General features: G+C 71.4%; 13 protein-coding genes and 2 tRNA genes. 7 read left to right on the top strand and 8 right to left on the bottom strand.

Annotated features, from left to right (window positions below; genetic code table 11):
* Nucleotides 1–30: 30 nt before the first annotated feature.
* The 4 genes from ACTWJ9_RS17040 to ACTWJ9_RS17025 form a co-directional block, all read right to left on the bottom strand.
* A complete protein-coding gene (locus tag ACTWJ9_RS17040; protein ID WP_387036519.1) occupies nt 31–1608 on the bottom strand; it encodes an MFS transporter in 1578 nt (525 codons plus the stop codon).
* A gap of 157 nt (nt 1609–1765) precedes the next feature.
* On the bottom strand, nt 1766–2506 hold the full coding sequence (locus ACTWJ9_RS17035) for a response regulator transcription factor (protein ID WP_387036517.1): 741 nt from the start codon (nt 2504–2506) through the stop codon (nt 1766–1768).
* A 137-nt stretch (nt 2507–2643) separates the two neighbouring features.
* A complete protein-coding gene (locus ACTWJ9_RS17030) occupies nt 2644–3624 on the bottom strand; it encodes an amidohydrolase family protein (protein ID WP_279335104.1) in 981 nt (326 codons plus the stop codon).
* A 141-nt stretch (nt 3625–3765) separates the two neighbouring features.
* Nucleotides 3766–4674, bottom strand: a complete 909-nt coding sequence (locus tag ACTWJ9_RS17025) for a DUF2797 domain-containing protein (RefSeq protein ID WP_279335103.1) — start codon at nt 4672–4674, stop codon at nt 3766–3768.
* A 137-nt stretch (nt 4675–4811) separates the two neighbouring features.
* On the opposite strand from ACTWJ9_RS17025, the gene ACTWJ9_RS17020 reads away from it, so the two are divergent.
* From ACTWJ9_RS17020 to ACTWJ9_RS17000, 5 genes are all read left to right on the top strand, one after another.
* The gene (locus ACTWJ9_RS17020; RefSeq protein ID WP_279335102.1) at nt 4812–5243 is read left to right on the top strand and encodes a DUF7144 family membrane protein; all 432 of its coding nucleotides are present in this window, start codon (nt 4812–4814) and stop codon (nt 5241–5243) included.
* 49 nt (nt 5244–5292) lie between these two features.
* On the top strand, nt 5293–5835 hold the full coding sequence (locus tag ACTWJ9_RS17015) for a potassium channel family protein (protein ID WP_387036515.1): 543 nt from the start codon (nt 5293–5295) through the stop codon (nt 5833–5835).
* Between the two features lie 274 nt (nt 5836–6109).
* Complete coding sequence (locus tag ACTWJ9_RS17010; protein WP_443294386.1) at nt 6110–7504, top strand: FAD-binding oxidoreductase; 1395 nt, start codon at nt 6110–6112, stop codon at nt 7502–7504.
* Nucleotides 7505–8378: 874 nt separating this feature from the next.
* Nucleotides 8379–9185: a ribonuclease BN gene (locus ACTWJ9_RS17005; protein ID WP_443294385.1), complete on the top strand. Its 807-nt coding sequence runs from the start codon at nt 8379–8381 to the stop codon at nt 9183–9185.
* Between the two features lie 562 nt (nt 9186–9747).
* Nucleotides 9748–11499 carry an alpha/beta hydrolase gene (locus ACTWJ9_RS17000; RefSeq protein WP_387036512.1) on the top strand — a complete coding sequence of 584 codons (1752 nt, stop codon included), beginning with the start codon at nt 9748–9750 and terminating at the stop codon, nt 11497–11499.
* A 41-nt stretch (nt 11500–11540) separates the two neighbouring features.
* On the opposite strand, the gene ACTWJ9_RS16995 is transcribed toward ACTWJ9_RS17000, so the two are convergent.
* Nucleotides 11541–12275 (bottom strand): CPBP family intramembrane glutamic endopeptidase, encoded by a 735-nt coding sequence (locus tag ACTWJ9_RS16995; RefSeq protein WP_279335098.1) that lies wholly within the window; start codon nt 12273–12275, stop codon nt 11541–11543.
* A gap of 196 nt (nt 12276–12471) precedes the next feature.
* Entirely contained in the window at nt 12472–12603 is a 132-nt protein-coding gene (locus ACTWJ9_RS16990) for a hypothetical protein (protein ID WP_279335097.1), read from the bottom strand.
* 104 nt (nt 12604–12707) lie between these two features.
* Between ACTWJ9_RS16990 and ACTWJ9_RS16985 the strand changes: the two genes are divergently transcribed.
* Nucleotides 12708–13064, top strand: a complete 357-nt coding sequence (locus tag ACTWJ9_RS16985) for a carboxymuconolactone decarboxylase (RefSeq protein WP_279335096.1) — start codon at nt 12708–12710, stop codon at nt 13062–13064.
* A 164-nt stretch (nt 13065–13228) separates the two neighbouring features.
* Here ACTWJ9_RS16985 and ACTWJ9_RS16980 read toward each other — a convergent pair.
* Both ACTWJ9_RS16980 and ACTWJ9_RS16975 read right to left on the bottom strand, forming a co-directional pair.
* Nucleotides 13229–13301, bottom strand: a tRNA-Arg gene (locus ACTWJ9_RS16980).
* A gap of 202 nt (nt 13302–13503) precedes the next feature.
* Nucleotides 13504–13594 (bottom strand) — tRNA-Ser (locus ACTWJ9_RS16975).
* Nucleotides 13595–14007: 413 nt separating this feature from the next.
* Between ACTWJ9_RS16975 and ACTWJ9_RS16970 the strand changes: the two genes are divergently transcribed.
* Nucleotides 14008–18582 (top strand): hybrid sensor histidine kinase/response regulator, encoded by a 4575-nt coding sequence (locus tag ACTWJ9_RS16970; protein ID WP_387036507.1) that lies wholly within the window; start codon nt 14008–14010, stop codon nt 18580–18582.
* The last annotated feature ends 7 nt before the right edge of the window (nt 18583–18589 follow it).

Genomic DNA, 18589 nt, shown 5'->3' with positions numbered 1-18589 from the left:
CCTTCCTCGACTTTCCGAAGCCGTTTCATGCTAGGTCCTGTCCGGGTCCCCGCAGGGCCCCGCACACGCGGGGTCCTGTCCGGCCTTCGCCCCCGCGTCCGCCCTGCCCGCCCGGTGCAGCAGCGCCGCCGCCAGCAGCCCGCCGAGCAGCACGGCCGACGCCCCCACCAGCTGGCTGGTCTCCAGTCCTGAGGAGAACGCCTCGGTGACACGGCCCCGTTCACTCGCCGAGTCCGCCGCGGCCAGCGCCGCCGGGAGCGAGCCGGCCTCCACCGGGATCAGCGCGGCGAAACGGGCGCCCAGCACCGCGCCCAGTACGGCGACCCCCAGACCGTTGCCGAACTCGGCGAGCGTGCCGTTGATCCCGGCCCCGACGCCCGCCTTCTCCTGGGGGATGGAACTCATGATCGCGTGGGCCATGACCGGGTTGGCGATCGCGGTGCCCACCCCGATCAGGACCAGTCCCAGCAGGGTGCCCGGGTAGCCGTGTGCGGTGAGGGTGGCGATGGACACCAGCCCGCCGGACATCAGCGTCATGCCCAGGGCGATGGAGACCGGCACACCCATGCTCGCCGTCGCCCTCGCGGCCAGTCCGGTGAAGTTGAGCGCGACGACGGCCAGGGCCAGCGGAGCCGTCCGCAGGCCGGCCTCCAGGGGTCCGTAGCCGAGCACGAACTGCAGATGCTGGGTGAGCAGGAACAGCGCGCCGCCCATGCCGAAGGTGATCAGCGTCGCCCCGGCGACCGCGCCCGTGAACCGGCGGTTCCCGAAGAAGTTCAGGTCGAGCATGGGGTACGGGATCCGGCTCTCCCAGCAGGCGAAGACGCCGAGAACGGCGACGGCGCTGAGCGCGGTCATCAGGACGCGGGCCGAGGTCCAGCCGTGCTCGGGCCCGGAGATGATCGCGTACACCAGGGCCGCCATGCCGACGGTGGAGAGCAGCGCGCCGAGCAGGTCGGGCCGCTCGCCCTCCGGGTTCTTCGATTCCGGGACGAGCGCCACGACGGCGACCAGGCCGAGCGCCGCGATCGGCAGGTTGATCAGGAAGATCGCGCCCCACCAGAAGTGGTTCAGCATGAAGCCGCCGAGGAGCGGGCCGGTGGCGAAGCCGAGCGCGTTGACCGCGCTCCAGATGCCGATGGCCCTGGTCTGCTCCTCGGGCGGGAAGATCTGCATCGCCACGGCCAGCGTGGTGGTGAGCAACAGGGCGCCGCCGATCCCCATTCCGGCCCGCGCCGCGATCAACTGGCCCGACGAATCGGCCAGTCCGGCCACCAGCGAACCGGCGCCGAACAGGACCAGGCCCGTGGCCAGCATCTTCTTCCGGCCGTAGCGGTCCGCGGCGTTGCCCGCGCTGAGCAGCAGACCCGACTGCACGAGCGAGTACGCGTTGATCATCCACTGGATGTCGGCGGTCGACGCGTCCATCTCTCGGGTGAGCGAGGGGATCGCCACGTTCAGGACGGTGTTGTCGAGCAGCACGGTGAGCTGCGCGAGACAGATGACACCGAGGATCAGCCAGCGCCGGGGGTGCCCCTGGGTGCGCGGCACCCGGTCGTCCGCGACCCGGTCGGGGGTCTGCTCCTGGGGGGACGGGGACGTCGTCATGCCGTACACCGTAGAACACCCCTTATACGGCGTACAGTCGGGCGGTCCGAGTCCGGCCGAAGCGCGCGGGGTCACGGTGCCGGCCACCGCTCTTGACGCACGGAACCGACGACGCGCCGCGTCCCCGGGGTGCGCGGGCGCGGTCGTCGCCGTCCGCTCACACGACCGCGGGCTTGATCAGGTACCCGGCGCCGCGCCGGGTGTGGATCATCGGCTCCCGGCCCGCGTCGATCTTCCGGCGCAGATACGAGATGTACAGCTCGACGACGTTGGCCTTCCCGCCGAAGTCGTAGGACCAGACCCGGTCGAGGATCTGTGCCTTGCTGAGCACGCGCCGCGGGTTGCGCATCAGGAAGCGCAGCAGTTCGAACTCGGTGGCGGTGAGGTGGATGTGCTTCCCGCCCCGGGTGACGTCGTGGCTGTCCTCGTCGAGGGTGAGGTCGCCGACCATCAGCACGGACTCCGGCCGGCGGTCGGCCGCGCCGGAGCGCCGGATCAGCCCGCGCAGCCGCGCGACGACCTCCTCCAGGCCGAACGGCTTGGTCACGCAGTCGTCGCCGCCCGCGGTCAGGCCCGCGACCCGGTCCTCGGCGGCGTCCTTGGCGGTGAGGAAGAGGACGGGGACGTCCGGCCGCTCGCGGCGCAGCCGCCCGAGCGTGGACAGCCCGTCCACGTCCGGGAGCGTCATGTCCAGGATGACGGCATCGGGCCGGAACTCGCGCGCGGCACGGACGGCGCCCTGGCCGTCCCCCGCGCTGCGGATCTGCCAGCCCTCGTAGCGCAGGGCCATGGACAGCAGTGCGGTGACCGACTGCTCGTCGTCCACCACAAGCACCCGGACGGGACTCCCGTCCGTCCTCAGCAGTTCGGCGCGCCCCTGGGGCGAGGTCGTGGTCATGCTCCACACCGTCGCGGGGACCTCTGAGAGCGCCCTTGCGGAAGTCTGTGATTTCCCTGAGAAACTCCGGTTCCCCGTTCCCCGTTCCCGGTTCCCGGTTCCCCGTTCCCGTTCCCGGCCCCGGGAGGTACGGGGCCTCAGGAGGCCGACGACTCCCCGCTCGCGCCCAGGCCGAAGAGCCGGGCACCGTTGTCGTGGCACACCGCCCGCAGCCAGGCCTGCCCGAGCCCGAGCCGCTCCAGGGCGTGGAGCTGGTGGACGTACGGATACGGGATGTTGGGGAAATCCGTGCCGAGCAGGATCCGGTCGCCGAGGTCGGCCAGCCGGGGCAGGGCCCGCCGGGGGAACGGCACCATGCGCTCGGTGAAGTCGGTGAACGCCATGGTGGTGTCCAGCCGCACCTCCTCGTAGCGCGCGGCGAGGTCGAGGAAGTCCTCGTACTCGGGCATCCCGAGGTGCGCCACGATCAGCCGCAGCCGGGGATGCCGGGCCAGTACCCGCGCGATCGGCTCGGGCCCGGTGTGCTTGCCGGGCGCCGGCCCCGAACCGCAGTGGACCACCACCGGGACGCCCGCCTCGGCGAGCACGCCCCAGGCCCCGTCCAGCAACGGGTCGGCCGGGTCGTACGCCCCCACCTGCACATGCGCCTTGAAGACCCGTGCCCCCGCTTCGACGGCCTCCCGGACCTGCGCCTCGGCGTCGGGCTCGGGGAAGAGCGTGGCGGTGTGCAGACAGTCGGGCGTACGGCGGGCGAAGTCGACCGCCCAGCCGTTCAGCCACCCTGCCATGCCGGGCTTGTGCGGATACAGCATGGCCGTGAAGGCGCGGACCCCGAACTCCCGCAGCAGCCGGGCCCGTTCGCTCTCCTCCTGCCGGTAGGTGATCGGCCACTCGACCCCGCCGGTCAGCGGTCCGAGTGCGTCGAAGTAGGCCCACACCTTGCGCAGCACCCGCTCCGGCATGAAGTGCGTGTGCACGTCGACGAGTCCGGGAAGCCCGAGCCCCTCCCAGAACCGCCGCACCTCGGCGGATTCCGCTACGGATTCCGAAGCCGGTACCGGTCCCCGTTCCGGGGCCGCTTCCGGCGCTGACGCCGGTGCCGTGGGGTGATCACTCATGCTGCCACGATCACCCCTGACCGCGTCCCGGGTCCACTCCCCTGCAGGAAGAACGAACCGGAGACCGGACGACGCCGAACAGCACCGGACAGTCCGACGGACCGGCCGAGCCCGCAGGCCCGGTACGGAGCCGGGCCGGCATCAGAACAGCCCGTCCTGCACCCCCGCCCCCTCACCGGCCGCCCCCCTCAGCGCCCTCACCGGCAGGTCGAACCCCCGCCCCGCGCCCGGCACCAGCCCCCACCCGGTCAGCAACCGCGTGTCCAGCACCACGACCCCGCTCCCGTCGACGCTCCCGCTCCCGCTCCCCGTCGCCAGATGCAGATCCGGCCCCGCGGCGGCCACCAGCTCCCCGCTCGCCGCACCCCCGGCGACCAGCTCGCTCACCTCCCCCGCGGCGGCCGGCACCCCTGCCGGCCCGAACACCCGCACATGATCGACGGGCCGGAAGGGCGCACGGTCGAGCGACTCGGGCCACCCGGTCAGGGCGACCGCCTTCGCATGCAGTTCCGCGAGCTCCGCCGCCCGCTCCGCCGCCGTGCCCGGAAGCACCGCCCGCACCGCCCGCTTGTCGGCGTACGGAATCCGGTCGGGCACGCGGAGCGCGGCGCGCAGCAGTTCCTCGGTGCGCCGCGCCGCCATCAGCGGCCCGCTCCCCAGCCAGCTGAAGCAGACCGCCCCCTGCTCCAGCAGCCGCGCCGATCCCCGCTCCACCCCGGTGATCCCGACCTTGGCCATCCCCGGACCGAACCACGCCAGGTACACGCGGTACGGCCGCGGATCGTCCGCGAGGGTGTCGGCGGCCACGGAGTGCGCCCGGTCCAGCCGCGCGCACTCCTCGCAGCGCGCCCCCGTACTCCGCCCCGGCACCACCACGCCGAGCGGGCACGCGTGTCCCCGTGCCCCCACGCATGTCCGCACGCCCCCTTCCTCGACCCCGAAGGCCACCCGTTTCCCCCAGGTCAGCGCGGTGCGCCGACCGCCCTCCCACTCCAGCACGGGACCCTCCGCCGACCAGCGCAGTCCCGAGCACTTCCATGTCCGTGCCATCTCTCACGAGCGTAGGGCCGACCACTGACATCGACGGCGGCAGGCGCCCCACCGCCCACCGAGGTGCCGCCCGCCCTGCCCGGTGCAAACCTGGAGAAGGGGCCGTACCGCTCGGGGACGACCGAAAGGGCGAACACATGGCCAGCAACGTCGGCGGAACGCACCACCGAACCGAATGGGCACCGCGCAGCACCTGGGCGATGGGCTGGACCGCGGCCGCGGCAGTGCTGATGACCTTCGGCGGAATCATGGCGATCTTCGAGGGGATCGCCGCCATCGCCAAGGACGACATCTTCGTCACCACCCCCAACTTCACCTACGCGTTCAGCCTGACCGGCTGGGGCTGGATCCATCTGATCCTCGGCGCCCTCGCACTGGCCGCAGGGATCGCCCTGTTCAGCGGGGCGACCTGGGCCCGCGTCACGGGTGTCGTACTGGCCGGACTGGGCATGATCGCCAACTTCGTGTGGCTGCCCTACGCACCGGTCTGGTCGATCACCCTCATGGTCGTCTACGGATTCGTCATCTGGGCCCTGTGCGCACCACGCGACGAGCCGAGCCGCACCTAGAACACCGGACACCGGACACCCTTCACTCCCGCCGATCCCCGGCACCCCCATGAACAGCGGCCGCAAGCCCTTCACACCACGGGGCACCCCGTGGTCCTGGTTCGTCCAGGCGGTCGGCGCGACCATCATGGTCACCGCCTACTTCCTGCTCCCCCTCGACGGCCTGGGCCCACAGCGCCCCGCCCTGAGCTGGACCTTCTTCGTCCTGGCCCTGGCACTCATAGCCGCCCTGCTGCTCCAGCAGATCGCCCATGTCCTCCTCGACCGTCCGCACGCCCGTCCCGGACTGGTCATCCCCCTGCTGATGTGCCTGACCATCCTGGTCTTCGCGACGGCCTACCAGGCCCTGGCCCAGCACCCCGGTGAATTCATCGGCCTCAGCACCCGCCTGGACTCCCTCTACTTCACCCTGGTCACCCTCGCCACCATCGGCTACGGCGACATCACCCCGCACGGCCAGACGGCCCGCCTGGTCGCCATGCTCCAGATCCTCTACACCTTCATCTTCCTCACCGCGGCGGCCACGGCCCTGAGCCGCCAGCTCCGCACGGCGTTCCTGCGCCGCGAAAGCAGCCACCGCAGCAGCCCCTGACATCGGTCGCCCCCGTCACCGACCAACCGGACGGCCCCTCGCACCGACAGCCGACAGCCGACAGCCGACAGCCGAACACCAACGACCGCACGCCGAGTGCCGGACACCGGACACCGACATGTCGCGCGTCACAGTCCCCGGCGTCACACTGGGCACAGCGGCGGATTCGATTCCCGGGCCCCTGGACGAACGCCGGCCGAACCGGCGACTTCGTGCGGCCCCGGCCATCCGGCTCCGCGATCCCTCCCCGTCCAAGTCCAAGGGACGTTCCACCATGAGTGGCATCGACGCACCTGCCCTCGACAGTCTGCGCGCGGCCTTGCGGGGACGTGTCGTCACGCCGCAGGACGCGGAGTACGACAAGACCCGCAGCCTCTACAACGCCATGATCGACCGGCGTCCGGCCGTCATCGTCCAGTGCCTCGGGGCGGCGGACGTGCGGGCCGGCCTCGCCTTCGCCCAGGAGACCGGCGTCGACGTCGCGGTACGCGGTGGCGGGCACAGCGGGCCGGGGCTGTGCCTGATCGACGACGGGCTGACTCTCGACCTGTCCCCGATGCGCTGGGTGCGGGTCGACCCGGACACCGAAACCGCGCAGGTGGGCGGCGGCAGCCTGCTGGGCGATGTGGACCACGAGGCACACGCCTTCGGCCTCGGCATGCCGACCGGGATCATGTCGACCACGGGGGTGGGCGGTCTCACGCTGGGCGGCGGGCACGGCCACCTGACGCGTAAGTACGGCCTGACGATCGACAGCCTGATCGCCGCGGACGTCGTCCTGGCCGACGGCAGCGTCGTCACCGCCTCCGAGAAGGAGAACCCGGATCTGTTCTGGGGGCTGCGGGGCGGCGGCAACTTCGGCGTGGTCACCTCGTTCACCTACCGGCTGCACCCGGTGCACACGGTCGGCGTCGCGGTCACCGTGTGGCCGATCGACCGCGCGGCGGAGGTGCTGCGGTGGTACCGGGACTTCCTGCCCGCCGCGCCGGAGGACCTCACCGGCTTCTTCGCGGTCCTGGCGGTCCCGCCCGCTCCGCCCTTCCCGGAACCGATCCACGGGCAGAAGATGTGCGCCGTGATCTGGTGCTGCACCGGCGATCTGGAGGCCGATCGCCTGGAGGAGACGCTGTCCGTGGTCAACGACCCGGCGCCGCCGGCCTTCCACTTCACCACCCCCATGCCCTACCCCGCCCTGCAGAGCATGTTCGACGAACTGATGCCCAAGGGGCTGCAGTGGTACTGGCGCGGCGACTTCTTCGACGGCATCTCCGACGACGCCGTCGCGGTGCACGAGAGGTACGGCCAGGGCATCCCCACCGGGCTGTCGACGATGCACCTGTACCCCGTGGACGGGGCGGCCCACCGAGTCGGCCCCGAGGAGACCTCCTGGGCCTACCGGGACGCCGTGTGGTCCGGCATCATCGCCGGCATCGACCCCGATCCGGCCAACGCCGACCTGATCCGGCAGTGGTGCGTCGACTACTGGACCGACCTGCACCCGCACTCCATGGGCGGCTCGTACGTCAACTTCCTCGGAGAAGCGGAGGGCCCGGAGCGCGTCCGGGCCACGTATCGCGGCAACTACGACCGGCTCACCACGGTCAAGCGCGCCTACGACCCGGACAACTTCTTCCACGCCAACCAGAACATCCCGTCGTCCGCCGCATGAGGCGGTCCCCGGCTCCCCTGTCCGGGCACCGGGCTCGCCCACCGGCAGCCACCCCCTGAAACGGGCACGGTGCAGCCGGGCACCGCCGTCAAAGGAAACGCCGAAGGCCCCGGATCTCTCCGGGGCCTTCGACCTCCTGTGCACTCGGCGGGATTCGAACCTGCGACCTTCTGATCCGTAGGATCGGGCAGCACGCCATGAGGACAGTTCACGGCCTTGGGCTTCGATCGCTGACCTCCGTGATCACGCGCGTCTGTGTGCTGCGGTTGCCGTCAGAGCTGCCGTCACATGGGAACCACGGCGTCGCCGTCAAGTGTCGGCGCCCGTCGCAGCCTCAGCGAACCCGCTGCCGGCGCATCAACCTCACCGGTCCCGGACACCGGGCTGAACAGAGCTCTCCTGTGAGGTGCCACTTCTCCCACCAGTTCAAGGCGGCTCCACCACCCTCTGGGGATGAGCCGCACGCAAGCGATGCGGCTGCACGTGCCTGCGGTGCCGTGCTGTGCGGGACGTGCACGGGGGTGGGGCCGGTCCGCCTGGGGAGGCGTACCGCCGAGTCCTGTGACGACCAGGGCGATCACCGCTGCGGCCTGGGTCCCCGTGGTCAGTCCGGGCACCAGGATGGTGCCGGCGATGGCTGTCCCGAAGGAGGAGCCGAGGTTCGACACGCTGCGGGACAGCCCCGAGACCTCCCCTTGCCGCTCTTCTGGGAAGCTCGACCGCACGACGTTGACCGACGGGTCAGCATGACGCCCGGTCCGGGTCCGAGGTGAAGGCCCGCTGGGCGAGCTACAGCGCTTCCGCTTGCCCCGGTACGTGCGTTCGCCCCTTCTCTGCCGTGACACGGCCGGTCGACCAAGGTTCACTTCATTGCATGGGCGACGGCAGTAACGCACCCCACCGGCGAAGGCACAGCCGATGGTGGCGTGCAGATCAGCAGTGGCGGGCCGCCGGCCGCCGTTTCGAGGGGAGCGGGGTGGGCCTGCTGTGGGGTCGGCTCTCGGCGGTCGACTTCTTCGGGCACTCCTTTCAACTGGCCTCGCTCGCGTTCTTGTGCTTCTTTCCATTCCTGATCATCATCACCGCGGCGGCAGGCCGCGGGGCCGCCATGGCCGTCGTCAGCTGGCTGGGGCTGAACCAGCAGGCGGCACAGGCCGTGGCATCCCTGTTTGTCCCCGCAACGACGTCGTACCCCCTCACCGGGACGAGCGCCGTCCTGCTGCTGCTCGGAGCCATGGCCGTGGCCGGCACCCTCCAGAGCTGGTACCGGATGCTGTTCAACGTCCTTGGAGGCGGGTGGCGGAACACCGCGGCCCAGCTCGCCTGGCTTGCAGGGCTCCTCGCCTACTCTGCCGCGCAGGCCGCGCTCGGCAGGGCGTTCGGCGGGTGGCTCCTGACCAGCCTGATCGGCTTCCTCTGGGCGGTCGTCTTCTGGTGGGGAAGCTTGTACATCTTGCTCGCCGGTACGGTGGCATGGCGTGCCCTGTTCCTCCCAGCCCTGGTCACCAGCGTCTGCTGGACCGGCCTCGGGGTGTTCTCCGCCCGCTACTTCTCAGCGACGATCGTGGCGAACGAACAAAAGTTCGGCCCTATTGGCGTCGTCATGGTCCTCCTGTCATGGCTGGTGGCAGTCGGCGTGATCATCCACCTGGGGGCCATCATGGGCCGCATGCTGCGTTGAGCCCCCACCGCACGTTGTGCCCTCTCACCCGAAGCGGCATCATGAGACGCCCATCCGGGCCGTCCTGGGACCGTAAAAGGGCGCTCAACGACGACCAACGGCAGCTAAGTCGCAGGTCGCAGCGTTGATCGAGGGCACGGCCCCAGGTCAGAGACCAGGCCCTTCACTTCTTCGGCCACTGATCGTGCTCGACGGCGTTCACTCGCCCATTGAGTAATCCGATCTCCTGACGGCGACTCCCCGGAGGGGAGAAAACCGGGCTGCGGCCGTCCGGCTGACGTCGCGGAGTCCTGGTGCCACCAGAACCCGGCATTGAGTCGTCCCGGAAAAGCCTCACACGGCTCGGGGGAGCTTGTGCCGGCGGACCCCGGTCCTGCCCGGCACTTCGGGAAGCCACTCACGACTGGGAAGAGATCGCTCCGGCTGGGAAACGAGATGCGTGGAAGCCGGGCCGCACCGAAGCACCTGTCGTGCGCGGAAATCACCCGCAGTGGGCGAGGCCTCAGCAGGCCGGACAGAACTGTGCTGAACACGGCATGACGTCCTCGAAGGGAGTGCGCACATGTCCGGAACACGGGGGCCGCAGGAGCATCCGAACGGGGCCGGAGCGCCCGCTGCGAGTGAGGCCGGAGCGGGTCTGACGGCAGGGGGCGGTACCCCAGGAGGGCCGGCGCAGCCCGCGCGGCACCGAAAGCTGCTGTACGCCACCCTTCCCGGGAGCTGGGGCGCCGTGGTGCTGGGGTGTCTGTCCTTCACGCCTTCGCTGCTCCCGCGCGGGGGTCTGCTCCAGGGGATGATCTGCGGAATCACGGCGGCCATCGGCTACGGGCTCGGCGTACTGGCCGCATGCGTGTGGCGCGCCTTCGCGGACCGGGAGCCCCGGCCTGCGCGACGCTGGTCCTGGCCCGCCTTCTTCATCGGCGCGCCGATCCTTTTCGGTGTCTTCTTCGGGTTCGGGCAGTACTGGCAGTACGAGATCCGCCGGCTGATGGGGGTGACGGACTACAGTGTTCCGCTCGCCGTCGCGTCGCCCTTCATCGCGGTGCTGGTCTTCTGCCTCCTCCTGCTGACCGGGCGTGGCGTTCGCGGGATTTATCGCCGGCTCTCGGACTTGCTCAAGCGCTGGGTCGGGGCACGGGCCGCTCGGGCGGTCGGCTGGATCCTGGTCACCGGTCTCGCCTATCTGATCGTCACCAGTCTTCTCCTCGACGGATGCGTCGCCCTGGCCAATCAGGCTTTCTCGGTGCGCAACACGACGACCCAGGAAGGGGTGCACCAGCCGACCACGAGCCTGCGCTCGGGAGGGCCGGGCTCGCTGGTTCCGTGGGACTCCCTGGGACTGCAAGGACGCGGCTTCACCGGAACGGGCCCCTCGCCGTCGGACATCACGGGCTTCACCCACCGTCCTGCGGCGGAACCGATCCGCGCCTACGCCGGACTGGCGTCGTCGGGCAGCACCGAGTCCCGTGCCTCGCTGGCGGTCGCCGACTTGAAACGCGCGGGCGGATTCCAGCGCAAGAACCTGCTCGTGGTGACGACCACGGGCAGCGGCTGGGTCGACCCCGCCGCGGTGGACTCTTTCGAGTACCTCGCCGGCGGCGACTCGGCGACCGTGGCCATCCAGTACTCCTACCTGCCGTCGTGGATCTCCTACCTCGTGGACCAATCGAAGGCACGGGCGGCGGGTCGCGACCTGTTCGACGCCGTCTACGACGCCTGGCTGCAGCTGCCGCAGAGCCGGCGCCCCCGCCTGTTCGTCGCCGGGGAGAGCCTGGGATCGTTCGGCAGCGAGGCCGCCTTCAGCGGAGAAGCCGACCTGCGCATCCGTACCGCCGGCACCCTGTTCGCCGGGCCACCCAATTTCAACACTCTGTTCCGGCAGTTCAGCGACCAGCGTGATCCCGGCAGCCCAGAGATCCAACCGGTCTACCGAGACGGCCGGACCGTACGCTTCACAACCAACCCAGCCACGGGCATCCCCCCAGCGGACCGGCCTTGGGACGGCACCCGGGTCCTCTACCTGATGCACCCCTCCGACCCGATCGTCTGGTGGAGCCCCCGTCTCATCTTCAACGCACCGGACTGGCTCACCGAGCAGCACGGAAAGGACGTGCTCAAGGGCATGCTCTGGCTCCCCTTCGTGACCTTCTGGCAGGTCACCGCCGACCTTCCGTTCTCCACCGGCGTCCCGGACGGCCACGGCCACAAATACACCACTGAATACGTAGACGCCTGGAACGCCGTCATGCGGCCCGCCCACGTCACCGCCCAGGACCTCGCCCATCTGAAAGAGGTCATTGCCGCCGAGGGCTGACTCCACACACCCGAGCCCCCGGCAGGGGTCAGGCACCCTTCTCACCGCAACAGGAATCCGACCAGGTAGCCCAGAGCGTTGACAGCCCAGTGCAGGCCCATCGGCGCCAGCAGACTGCCACTGCGCCGACGCAGTTCGCAGAAGATCACACCCGCGGCCGCCGTGAACAGGACCGCTCCCGCGTCCGCGACGACGGAGCCGAGCGCGGAGTGGCCGAAGACCGGGACCAGCCGGGACTTCGCCGCCACCAGGCCCAGCGACGGCAGGATGTGCCACAACCCGAACAACCCACTGGACACGAGGGTTGCCCAGACGACGCCACGCGCACGATCCACCAACCCGTACAGGACTCCCCGGAACGCAACCTCCTCCAGCAGGACCGTACCCACAGGGACGGTGATCACCATGCGGAGTGCCACCTGGCCGCCCGTGAACCCGCTGTAGCGCTGGTCGGCGAAAAGGCCGCGGGTGCTCGGAAGCAGCGCCGCAGCCAGGTAGACGACGCAGACCAGCCCGATCAGCGCCAGCGCCCAGCGCACACCACGCCCCAGCGCGGATGGGTCCAGTCCCGCGTCCGCCCAAGTGCCACCGGCCCGGAAGAGCACCCCCAGCAGCAGCGCGCTGACCAGTACCGCGGTCAGCAGATGGAACGACGGCGCCCAGCGGTTGTCGATCACGTTCGTGAGCGCGAGCACAGCGATCACCATGCCCACGCCCGCGCCGGAGCCGATCGAGCGCCTGGGGGAGGCCCACCAAGGGCCGGAGGCGACCACCACGTGCCTGCTGCTGTCAGGTCCCGACGTGGCGCAGCTCGGTCCACCGGTCCACAGCGTTCCCGCTGCGCGAGGCATGACCGAGGACAGGCTGCGTGATCAAGCAGAGGTTTTCCATGTCCATGATGCGCTCCGAGATCCCGCCGCCCGAGGGATGGGGGACGCCCCAGGGCAGTCGCCACCATCCTGCGGCGGGAAGTCACCGCCCGCCATCCGGGCCACCAGCTGCCACGGACGCTTCCACAATCGGGAAAACGGACAGACGATGCATGAACTGCAGCCACCACAAGATCAGCACGTTCGGTCCCTTGTCCGGCTCGACGCGCGCCATCACCTGAGGGTGCCTACGCTTGAGCAGCAACTGCTGGGCAGGGGGATCTCCGAGTCAAGCGGAGAGCGGTTCACCTCCCTACGGAACCAGAAGGCGGCCCACCCATGGCTACTGCATCTGAGACTCCTGTACTCGACACGATCGCCGCCATGACGATCGACTCCGTCGAGCGCTGCCACATGGACGAGCGAACGCTCATCCATGCCCGCATCGCCGCACTCGTGGCCATGGACGCACCGGCGATCTCCTACCTGGCCCACATCAACCCCGCGATCAAAGCTGACTTCACGGTTGAGCAATTGCAGGACCTCCTTGTCGCAATCGCTCCCGTGGTAGGGACAGCACGCGTCATGTCGGCGGCCGGCCACATCGCGCAGGCGTTCGGTGTCACGCTCGCCCTGGCCGAGAGCGAAGCCGAAGCCATAGCCCAGGCCGAAGCCGAGAGCCGTAACGCCTCCTGAGACAAACCCGACGCGCCGCTGTTCCCATCGAGGGCCCAGGGCACGGTCCCGGAAGACGCTCTCCGCATCGCCGAGAGTCGTGGCCGGCGTCCGGAAGAACCGACGTAACAACCGGCACCACAACACCAGAGGCCCCGGATTTCTCCGGGGCCTCTGGCCTGCTGTGCACTCGGCAGGATTCGAACCTGCAACCTTCTGATCCGTAGTCAGATGCTCTATCCGTTAAGCTACGAGTGCCTGTGTCTTCAGTTTTCTCGCCGCTCCCGGGCCCGCTGGGCTCGCTCGCGGCGACAGGAAGAACATTACATGACCGCCGCCGTCATGTGAAATCCGTTTGGTTCACCCTTTGTGACCTGCGAAAACAAGGGATACGGCGGGGATGAGGGGGCCAGGGACACGACGAAGCCCCGGCCGGGTGGGCCGGGGCTTCGAAACGGTGCGGAGGCGGAGGGATTTGAACCCTCGATGGGCTTTAAGACCCAAACCGCATTAGCAGTGCGGCGCCATAGACCGGACTAGGCGACGCCTCCGTGCACAACCCTTCCGCGCGCGAGCGCGGATCAAGTGGTGCGTGCCGATGATGACACAGTCACGCGTGCCGTCACCAATCGCCCCCCACGGTACTAGGCAGGGTGGCCACAGAGCAAAGCCCTTCCGACCGGCGAGTGGCGGGCGCGTCGCCGGCGCGGTGAGGGGGCCGGACCGGCACACCGGGGGAAAGGTGTAAAGGTCCCGCAACGGTCCGGTCGGCGTCGGTGCAGGCCGTTGCCGGTGCACGGCGACGCGGGCGTCACATCCCCGTAAACGTTACGTGCGACCTCGGTCTCATCCGGCATCGCGAGCGCAATCCCAACCCTTAGACTCCCTCGAGTGACACGTTGCGGGCCGGTTGGCAAGATGGCCCGCGCGGTCGGCTCGTAGCGGAACAGGGAGGAAGCGTCTCGTGAGCAGCAGGCCATCCCGAGGCACTGCTCGCCTCGCAGCCATACTGGACGCGCTTCCCGACGCCTTGGTGCTGGTCAACGCCAACGGGACGGTCGTCAACGCCAACGCCATCGCCCTCGAGGCGTTCGAGACGCCGGGCACGGCGCTGGTGGGGCGCGGGCTGCTCGATCTGCTGCCGCAGTTCGACTCCAAGCTCATCCCCGGTTCCATGCGACGGCCGGACCACATCGACCCGCGGGCCCGTACCAAGCCGACGCGCATGGTCGCCCGGCGGACCGACGGGACCGAGTTCCCGGTCGAGGTCACCAGTGCGAATCTGGAGACCGATCAGCAGGCATACGACACCGACAGCCACGGCTACACCGGCGACGAACTGCTGATGCTCGTCGTCCGCGATCTGTCCGGCACCGTCGACACCGAGGCCGAGCTGGCACGTTCGCAGCGGCAGACCGAGATGATCCTGCGGGCCGCCTCGGAGGGCGTCGTCGGGACGGACACCGACGGGCGGGTCGTCCTGGTCAACCCGGCGGCCGCCCAGATACTGGGGCATCGGGCCAGTGACCTCGGCGGGCGCGAGCTGCACACCCTCGTCCTCCACTCGCGCGCCGACGGCTCCCCCTTCCCGTACGGCGAGTCCCCCCTCGCGGACACCCTGCGCTCCGGGCGCAAGCACCGGGTGCGCGGGCAGGTGCTGTACTCCAAGAGCGGCGACAAGGTGCCGGTCGACCTGACGACCGCGCCGGTGCGCGACGGCGACCAGCTCGTCGGCGCCGTCATGACCTTCACCGACCGGCGGCCCTACGACGCGGTCGTCAAGGAGAAGGAGGAGGCCGAGCGGCAGCACGCCGAGGAGCTGGAGCGGCTCGCCGAGGAGCACGCCTCCGAACTCACCGCCCTGCGCCAGAAGCACGTCGGCGAGCTGGAGGAGCTGCGCGAGGCGCACACCGAGGAACTCGCCGCGAACGAGGAGCGGTACGCCGCGCTCGGCGAGCGGGAGAAGGACCGCTACGAAGCCCTCTCCGGCCGGCACGAACAGCTCCTCACCCTGCTCGGGCAGTCGCTCAGGAGCCCGCTGGAGGAACTGCGCCGCGAACTGACCGCGCTCGCCTCGGACGACGCCGGTCAGCTGTGGCCCGAGGCCAACCAGGTGCTCCACCACCTGTCGGCCGGCTACTCCCGGATCACCACCCTCATCGACAACGTCCTCGGCTACCAGCGGCTCGACGCCGGGACGGAGGGGATCACCCGTACGAAGGTGATGCTCGACGCCGTCGTCGCCGCCGGCGTCGACGGGGCCGTGGAGCTCATCGGGCCGGGCCGGGTGCAGTTCGCCGTGCACGCGCCGCCCATCGAGGCCGAGGTCGACTCACGGCTGCTCGCCACCGCCCTCGCGCATCTCGTCGCGGACGTCGCGGGCGTCGACGCCACCGGCAACACTCGCGTGTCGGCGGGCGGTTACCTGGACAACACGGTCGTGGTCGCGGCGGCACAACGCGGTGAGGTCGTACGCCTCGAGGTGCGCGGGCCGTACAGCGGCGGCGATCCGGTGCACGAGCCGATCGTGCGCGGGATCGTACGGGCGCACGGAGGTGTGCTGCAGACGCACGAGGTGCCGGGGATGAGCGGCAGCGCGTTCGTCCTCGAGGTGCCCATCGGGGGCGGAGCCGGTGCCGTCGCCGCAGGTCAGGGGCAGCTCGCGCTGACTTCCGGGGGGCCTGCGGAGGTTCCGGAGGAAGTACCGGTGCCGGTGCCGGTGCCTTCGCAGGGAGCCGGGCCGGGCTCGGCGTCGGCCCCGGTGTCGGCGGAGGCCTCGGCCGAGGAGGCCGGTCCGGCCGCGGGTGGTCAGCCGGGTTCCGGTGGCGGGCGGCGGAGGGCCCGGCGGGCCTCGGTGGACGCGTTCCTGGAGAGCGGGATGCCGGGGGCCGAGGACGGTTCCGGCTCCGGTACGGATGCCGCGACGCCCCCCACCGGTCGGCGCAGGCGCCGGGCGGCGGCCGCGGCGGAGCCCGCGCAGCTTCCGGCTCAGGCGTCCGGTGAGGGCGCGGTGGTGGTGTCCGGCGGGACCGGGCGGCGCCGTGGGCGGCCGGCCGAGGGCGCGGAGGCCGCTGTCGCCGTCCCCGGTGCGAGTGCGGTCGGCGGGGCCGTCGTCATGGCCGCCGAGTCCGCGGCGGGGTCCGCCGCCTCGAACACCGGGCTGGGCGGGACCGTACCGCCGCAGGGAGTGCCCGTCCCCTCCGGAGGGCTGCGTGCCGGGCAGGTCTCCGGTGAGCAGCACGCCCTGCCGCCCGCGCTGCCCGCTGCGGGCGGTGCGGACGGAACGGCACAGGCCGCTCAGGGCCAGGGTCAGGCGCAGGAGGAGCAGCCCCAGTCGGCCGGGCGGCGTCGGCGGGCGCTGGCGGCGGCCACCGAGCGGGCGGCGGCGCAGGAGGCCGCGCCGCGTACGGTGTTCGCGTTGCCGCCCGCCGAAGCGGATCAAGGGGACCAGGAAGCGCAAGCCGGGGTGGTCGAGGGTCCGCAGGAGGGCCCGGTGCCGGTGCCCCTCCCCGGACCGGTCGCCTCCGGTGACGCCCTGCGCGACGGGCGGCATGACGCTGTCCCGCACGACCAGTCCGACGATCACACTCCGCCGCAGCCGCATCCCACCAGCGCCCCGACGGGCCGACGCCGTCGCGCCGTCGCCCAGCCGGCCGAGCAGGGCGCGGGTCCTGCGCCGGTGCCGGTCCCGGCTCCGGTCCCGGCCCCGGCACCCGCTCCGGTCCCGGCTCAGCCGGTGGCGCCCGCGCAGGGTGCCCCGATTCCCCCGCAGGGCATGCCCGTACCGCGGCAGGGTGCGGCCCTTCCGTCGGCCGTTCCGCCGCAGGGCGGGCCTGTGCAGGGTCGGGGCCTCGCCGTCCCCGGGCAGATGCCTCAGGTACAGGCACCGGCACAAGCGGCACAGCCACCGGCACCGGCACCCCTCGACCAGCCCCAGGCGGCGCCCGGCGGTCAGCCGATGCCCCAGCCCGCCGTGCCGGTCCCGGCACAGTCCGCCGCTCCGGCACAGCCCGCCGTCCCGGCCGCGGAACAGCCCGCTTCCGTCGCCCAGCCGCTGCCCGCCGAGGCCGCGCCGAGTCAGGGAACTCCGCCCGACGGGGCTCCGGCCGCGCAGCCGCCGTGGCCCGCCGCCGGTGCACCCGTACCGCCGCAGGGGGCCCCCGTACCGCCGAGCGGTGGGGCGGTGCCCGCACCGGGCACCCCGCTGCCTCCCGAGGCAGCGCCCGTGCCCGTGCAGCGGGCTGCTCAGCCTCAACCTCAGCCGCTGCCGATGCCGGTAGAGGCGCCGGCGCCGGCACCGACGGCGCCGGTGGACCCGAACTCGACGCAGGGGCGTGCGTTCAGCGTGCGCACCCTGGGGCAGGGCGTGCCGTTCACCCGGCAGGCCGTCCAGGTCCAGCAGCCGCTGCCGGCGGCCACGCCTCCCCCGCACCAGCCGGGCGGCTCGGGCCGTCGCCGCAAGCTCGGCACGCGTACCGACCCGGTCGCGGAACACGAACAGGGCGCCCGCCCGCACACGATGGCCGACTCCGCCCCCGCCCAGCGGCAGGCACAGGCAGCGCGCGCACAGACACCGGCACCGGCACCGGCGCAGCCCCAGCAGCCCGCGCCGTCGCCGACGCAGCCTCAGCCGCAGCACTCGCCCGCCGGACAGCCGCGGCTCGCGCCGACCACCGAGGGCACGGGACGCTCGTACGCGATAGGGGCGCCGGACGCGGACGCGGCCGAGGGCCCCGAACCGCTGGACGGTCCGGGCGGGGCCGTCGAGGTGGCGGACCCCCCGCGTCCGCAGCCGATGGACGACGAACTGCCGCCGGAGCCGTTGGACAACCCGCGCCGGCTGCTGGTGTGGCCCGCGCCGGACGTCGCCACGCAGCAGGCGCTGAGCGACCGCGGCTACCGGCCGGTGATCGTGAACTCACGCGAGGAGGTAGACGCCCAGATCGCGGCGTTCCCCGCCGCGCTGTTCGTGGACCCGCTGACCGGGCCGATCACCCGGACGGCGCTCCAGTCGCTGCGGAAGGCGGCGGTGGCCGCCGAGGTTCCGGTGCTCGTCACGGCCGGACTGGGGCAGGCGTCGCGCGATGCCGCCTACGGCGCCGACCCCGCCGTACTGCTGAAGGCGCTCGCGCCGCGTGACAGCGAGCAGCATCCGCCGCGGGTGCTGCTGATCGAGGAGCACGCGGAGATCGCGCTGGCGCTGACCGCGACGCTGGAGCGGCGCGGTATGCAGGTCGCGCGGGCCGCGGGTGATGCGGACGCGGTGACGCTGGCGGGGCAGTTCCGGCCGAACCTGGTGGTGATGGACCTGATGCAGGTGCGTCGGCAGCAGGCCGGGTCCGCCGGGATCATCGACTGGCTGCGGGCGAACGGGCAGCTCAACCGCACCCCGCTCGTCGTCTACACCGCCGCCGTCGGACAGGCCGACCTGCCGCGGCTGGCCTCCGGCGAGACGGTGCTGTTCCTCGCGGAACGGTCCACGAGCGACGAGGTGCAGGACAGGATCGTCGACCTGCTCGCCCGTATCGGCACCAACTGAGCGACGG

The sequence above is a fragment of the Streptomyces sp. GDS52 genome (assembly GCF_052246875.1).
GTDB lineage: Bacteria > Actinomycetota > Actinomycetes > Streptomycetales > Streptomycetaceae > Streptomyces > Streptomyces cathayae.
Note: the sequence above shows the minus strand (reverse complement) of the source record. Positions and strands in the feature narration are given on the sequence as shown.

Bases quoted from the DNA above. Each gene is read 5' to 3' on its own strand.
- ACTWJ9_RS17040 (WP_387036519.1), bottom strand. From the start codon at position 1,608: ATGACGACGTCCCCGTCCCCCCAGGAGCAGACCCCCGACCGGGTCGCG.
- ACTWJ9_RS17035 (WP_387036517.1), bottom strand. From the start codon at position 2,506: ATGACCACGACCTCGCCCCAGGGGCGCGCCGAACTGCTGAGGACGGAC.
- ACTWJ9_RS17030 (WP_279335104.1), bottom strand. From the start codon at position 3,624: ATGAGTGATCACCCCACGGCACCGGCGTCAGCGCCGGAAGCGGCCCCG.
- ACTWJ9_RS17025 (WP_279335103.1), bottom strand. From the start codon at position 4,674: ATGGCACGGACATGGAAGTGCTCGGGACTGCGCTGGTCGGCGGAGGGT.
- ACTWJ9_RS17020 (WP_279335102.1), top strand. From the start codon at position 4,812: ATGGCCAGCAACGTCGGCGGAACGCACCACCGAACCGAATGGGCACCG.
- ACTWJ9_RS17015 (WP_387036515.1), top strand. From the start codon at position 5,293: ATGAACAGCGGCCGCAAGCCCTTCACACCACGGGGCACCCCGTGGTCC.
- ACTWJ9_RS17010 (WP_443294386.1), top strand. From the start codon at position 6,110: ATGAGTGGCATCGACGCACCTGCCCTCGACAGTCTGCGCGCGGCCTTG.
- ACTWJ9_RS17005 (WP_443294385.1), top strand. From the start codon at position 8,379: ATGGGCGACGGCAGTAACGCACCCCACCGGCGAAGGCACAGCCGATGG.
- ACTWJ9_RS17000 (WP_387036512.1), top strand. From the start codon at position 9,748: ATGTCCGGAACACGGGGGCCGCAGGAGCATCCGAACGGGGCCGGAGCG.
- ACTWJ9_RS16990 (WP_279335097.1), bottom strand. From the start codon at position 12,603: ATGGCGCGCGTCGAGCCGGACAAGGGACCGAACGTGCTGATCTTGTGG.
- ACTWJ9_RS16985 (WP_279335096.1), top strand. From the start codon at position 12,708: ATGGCTACTGCATCTGAGACTCCTGTACTCGACACGATCGCCGCCATG.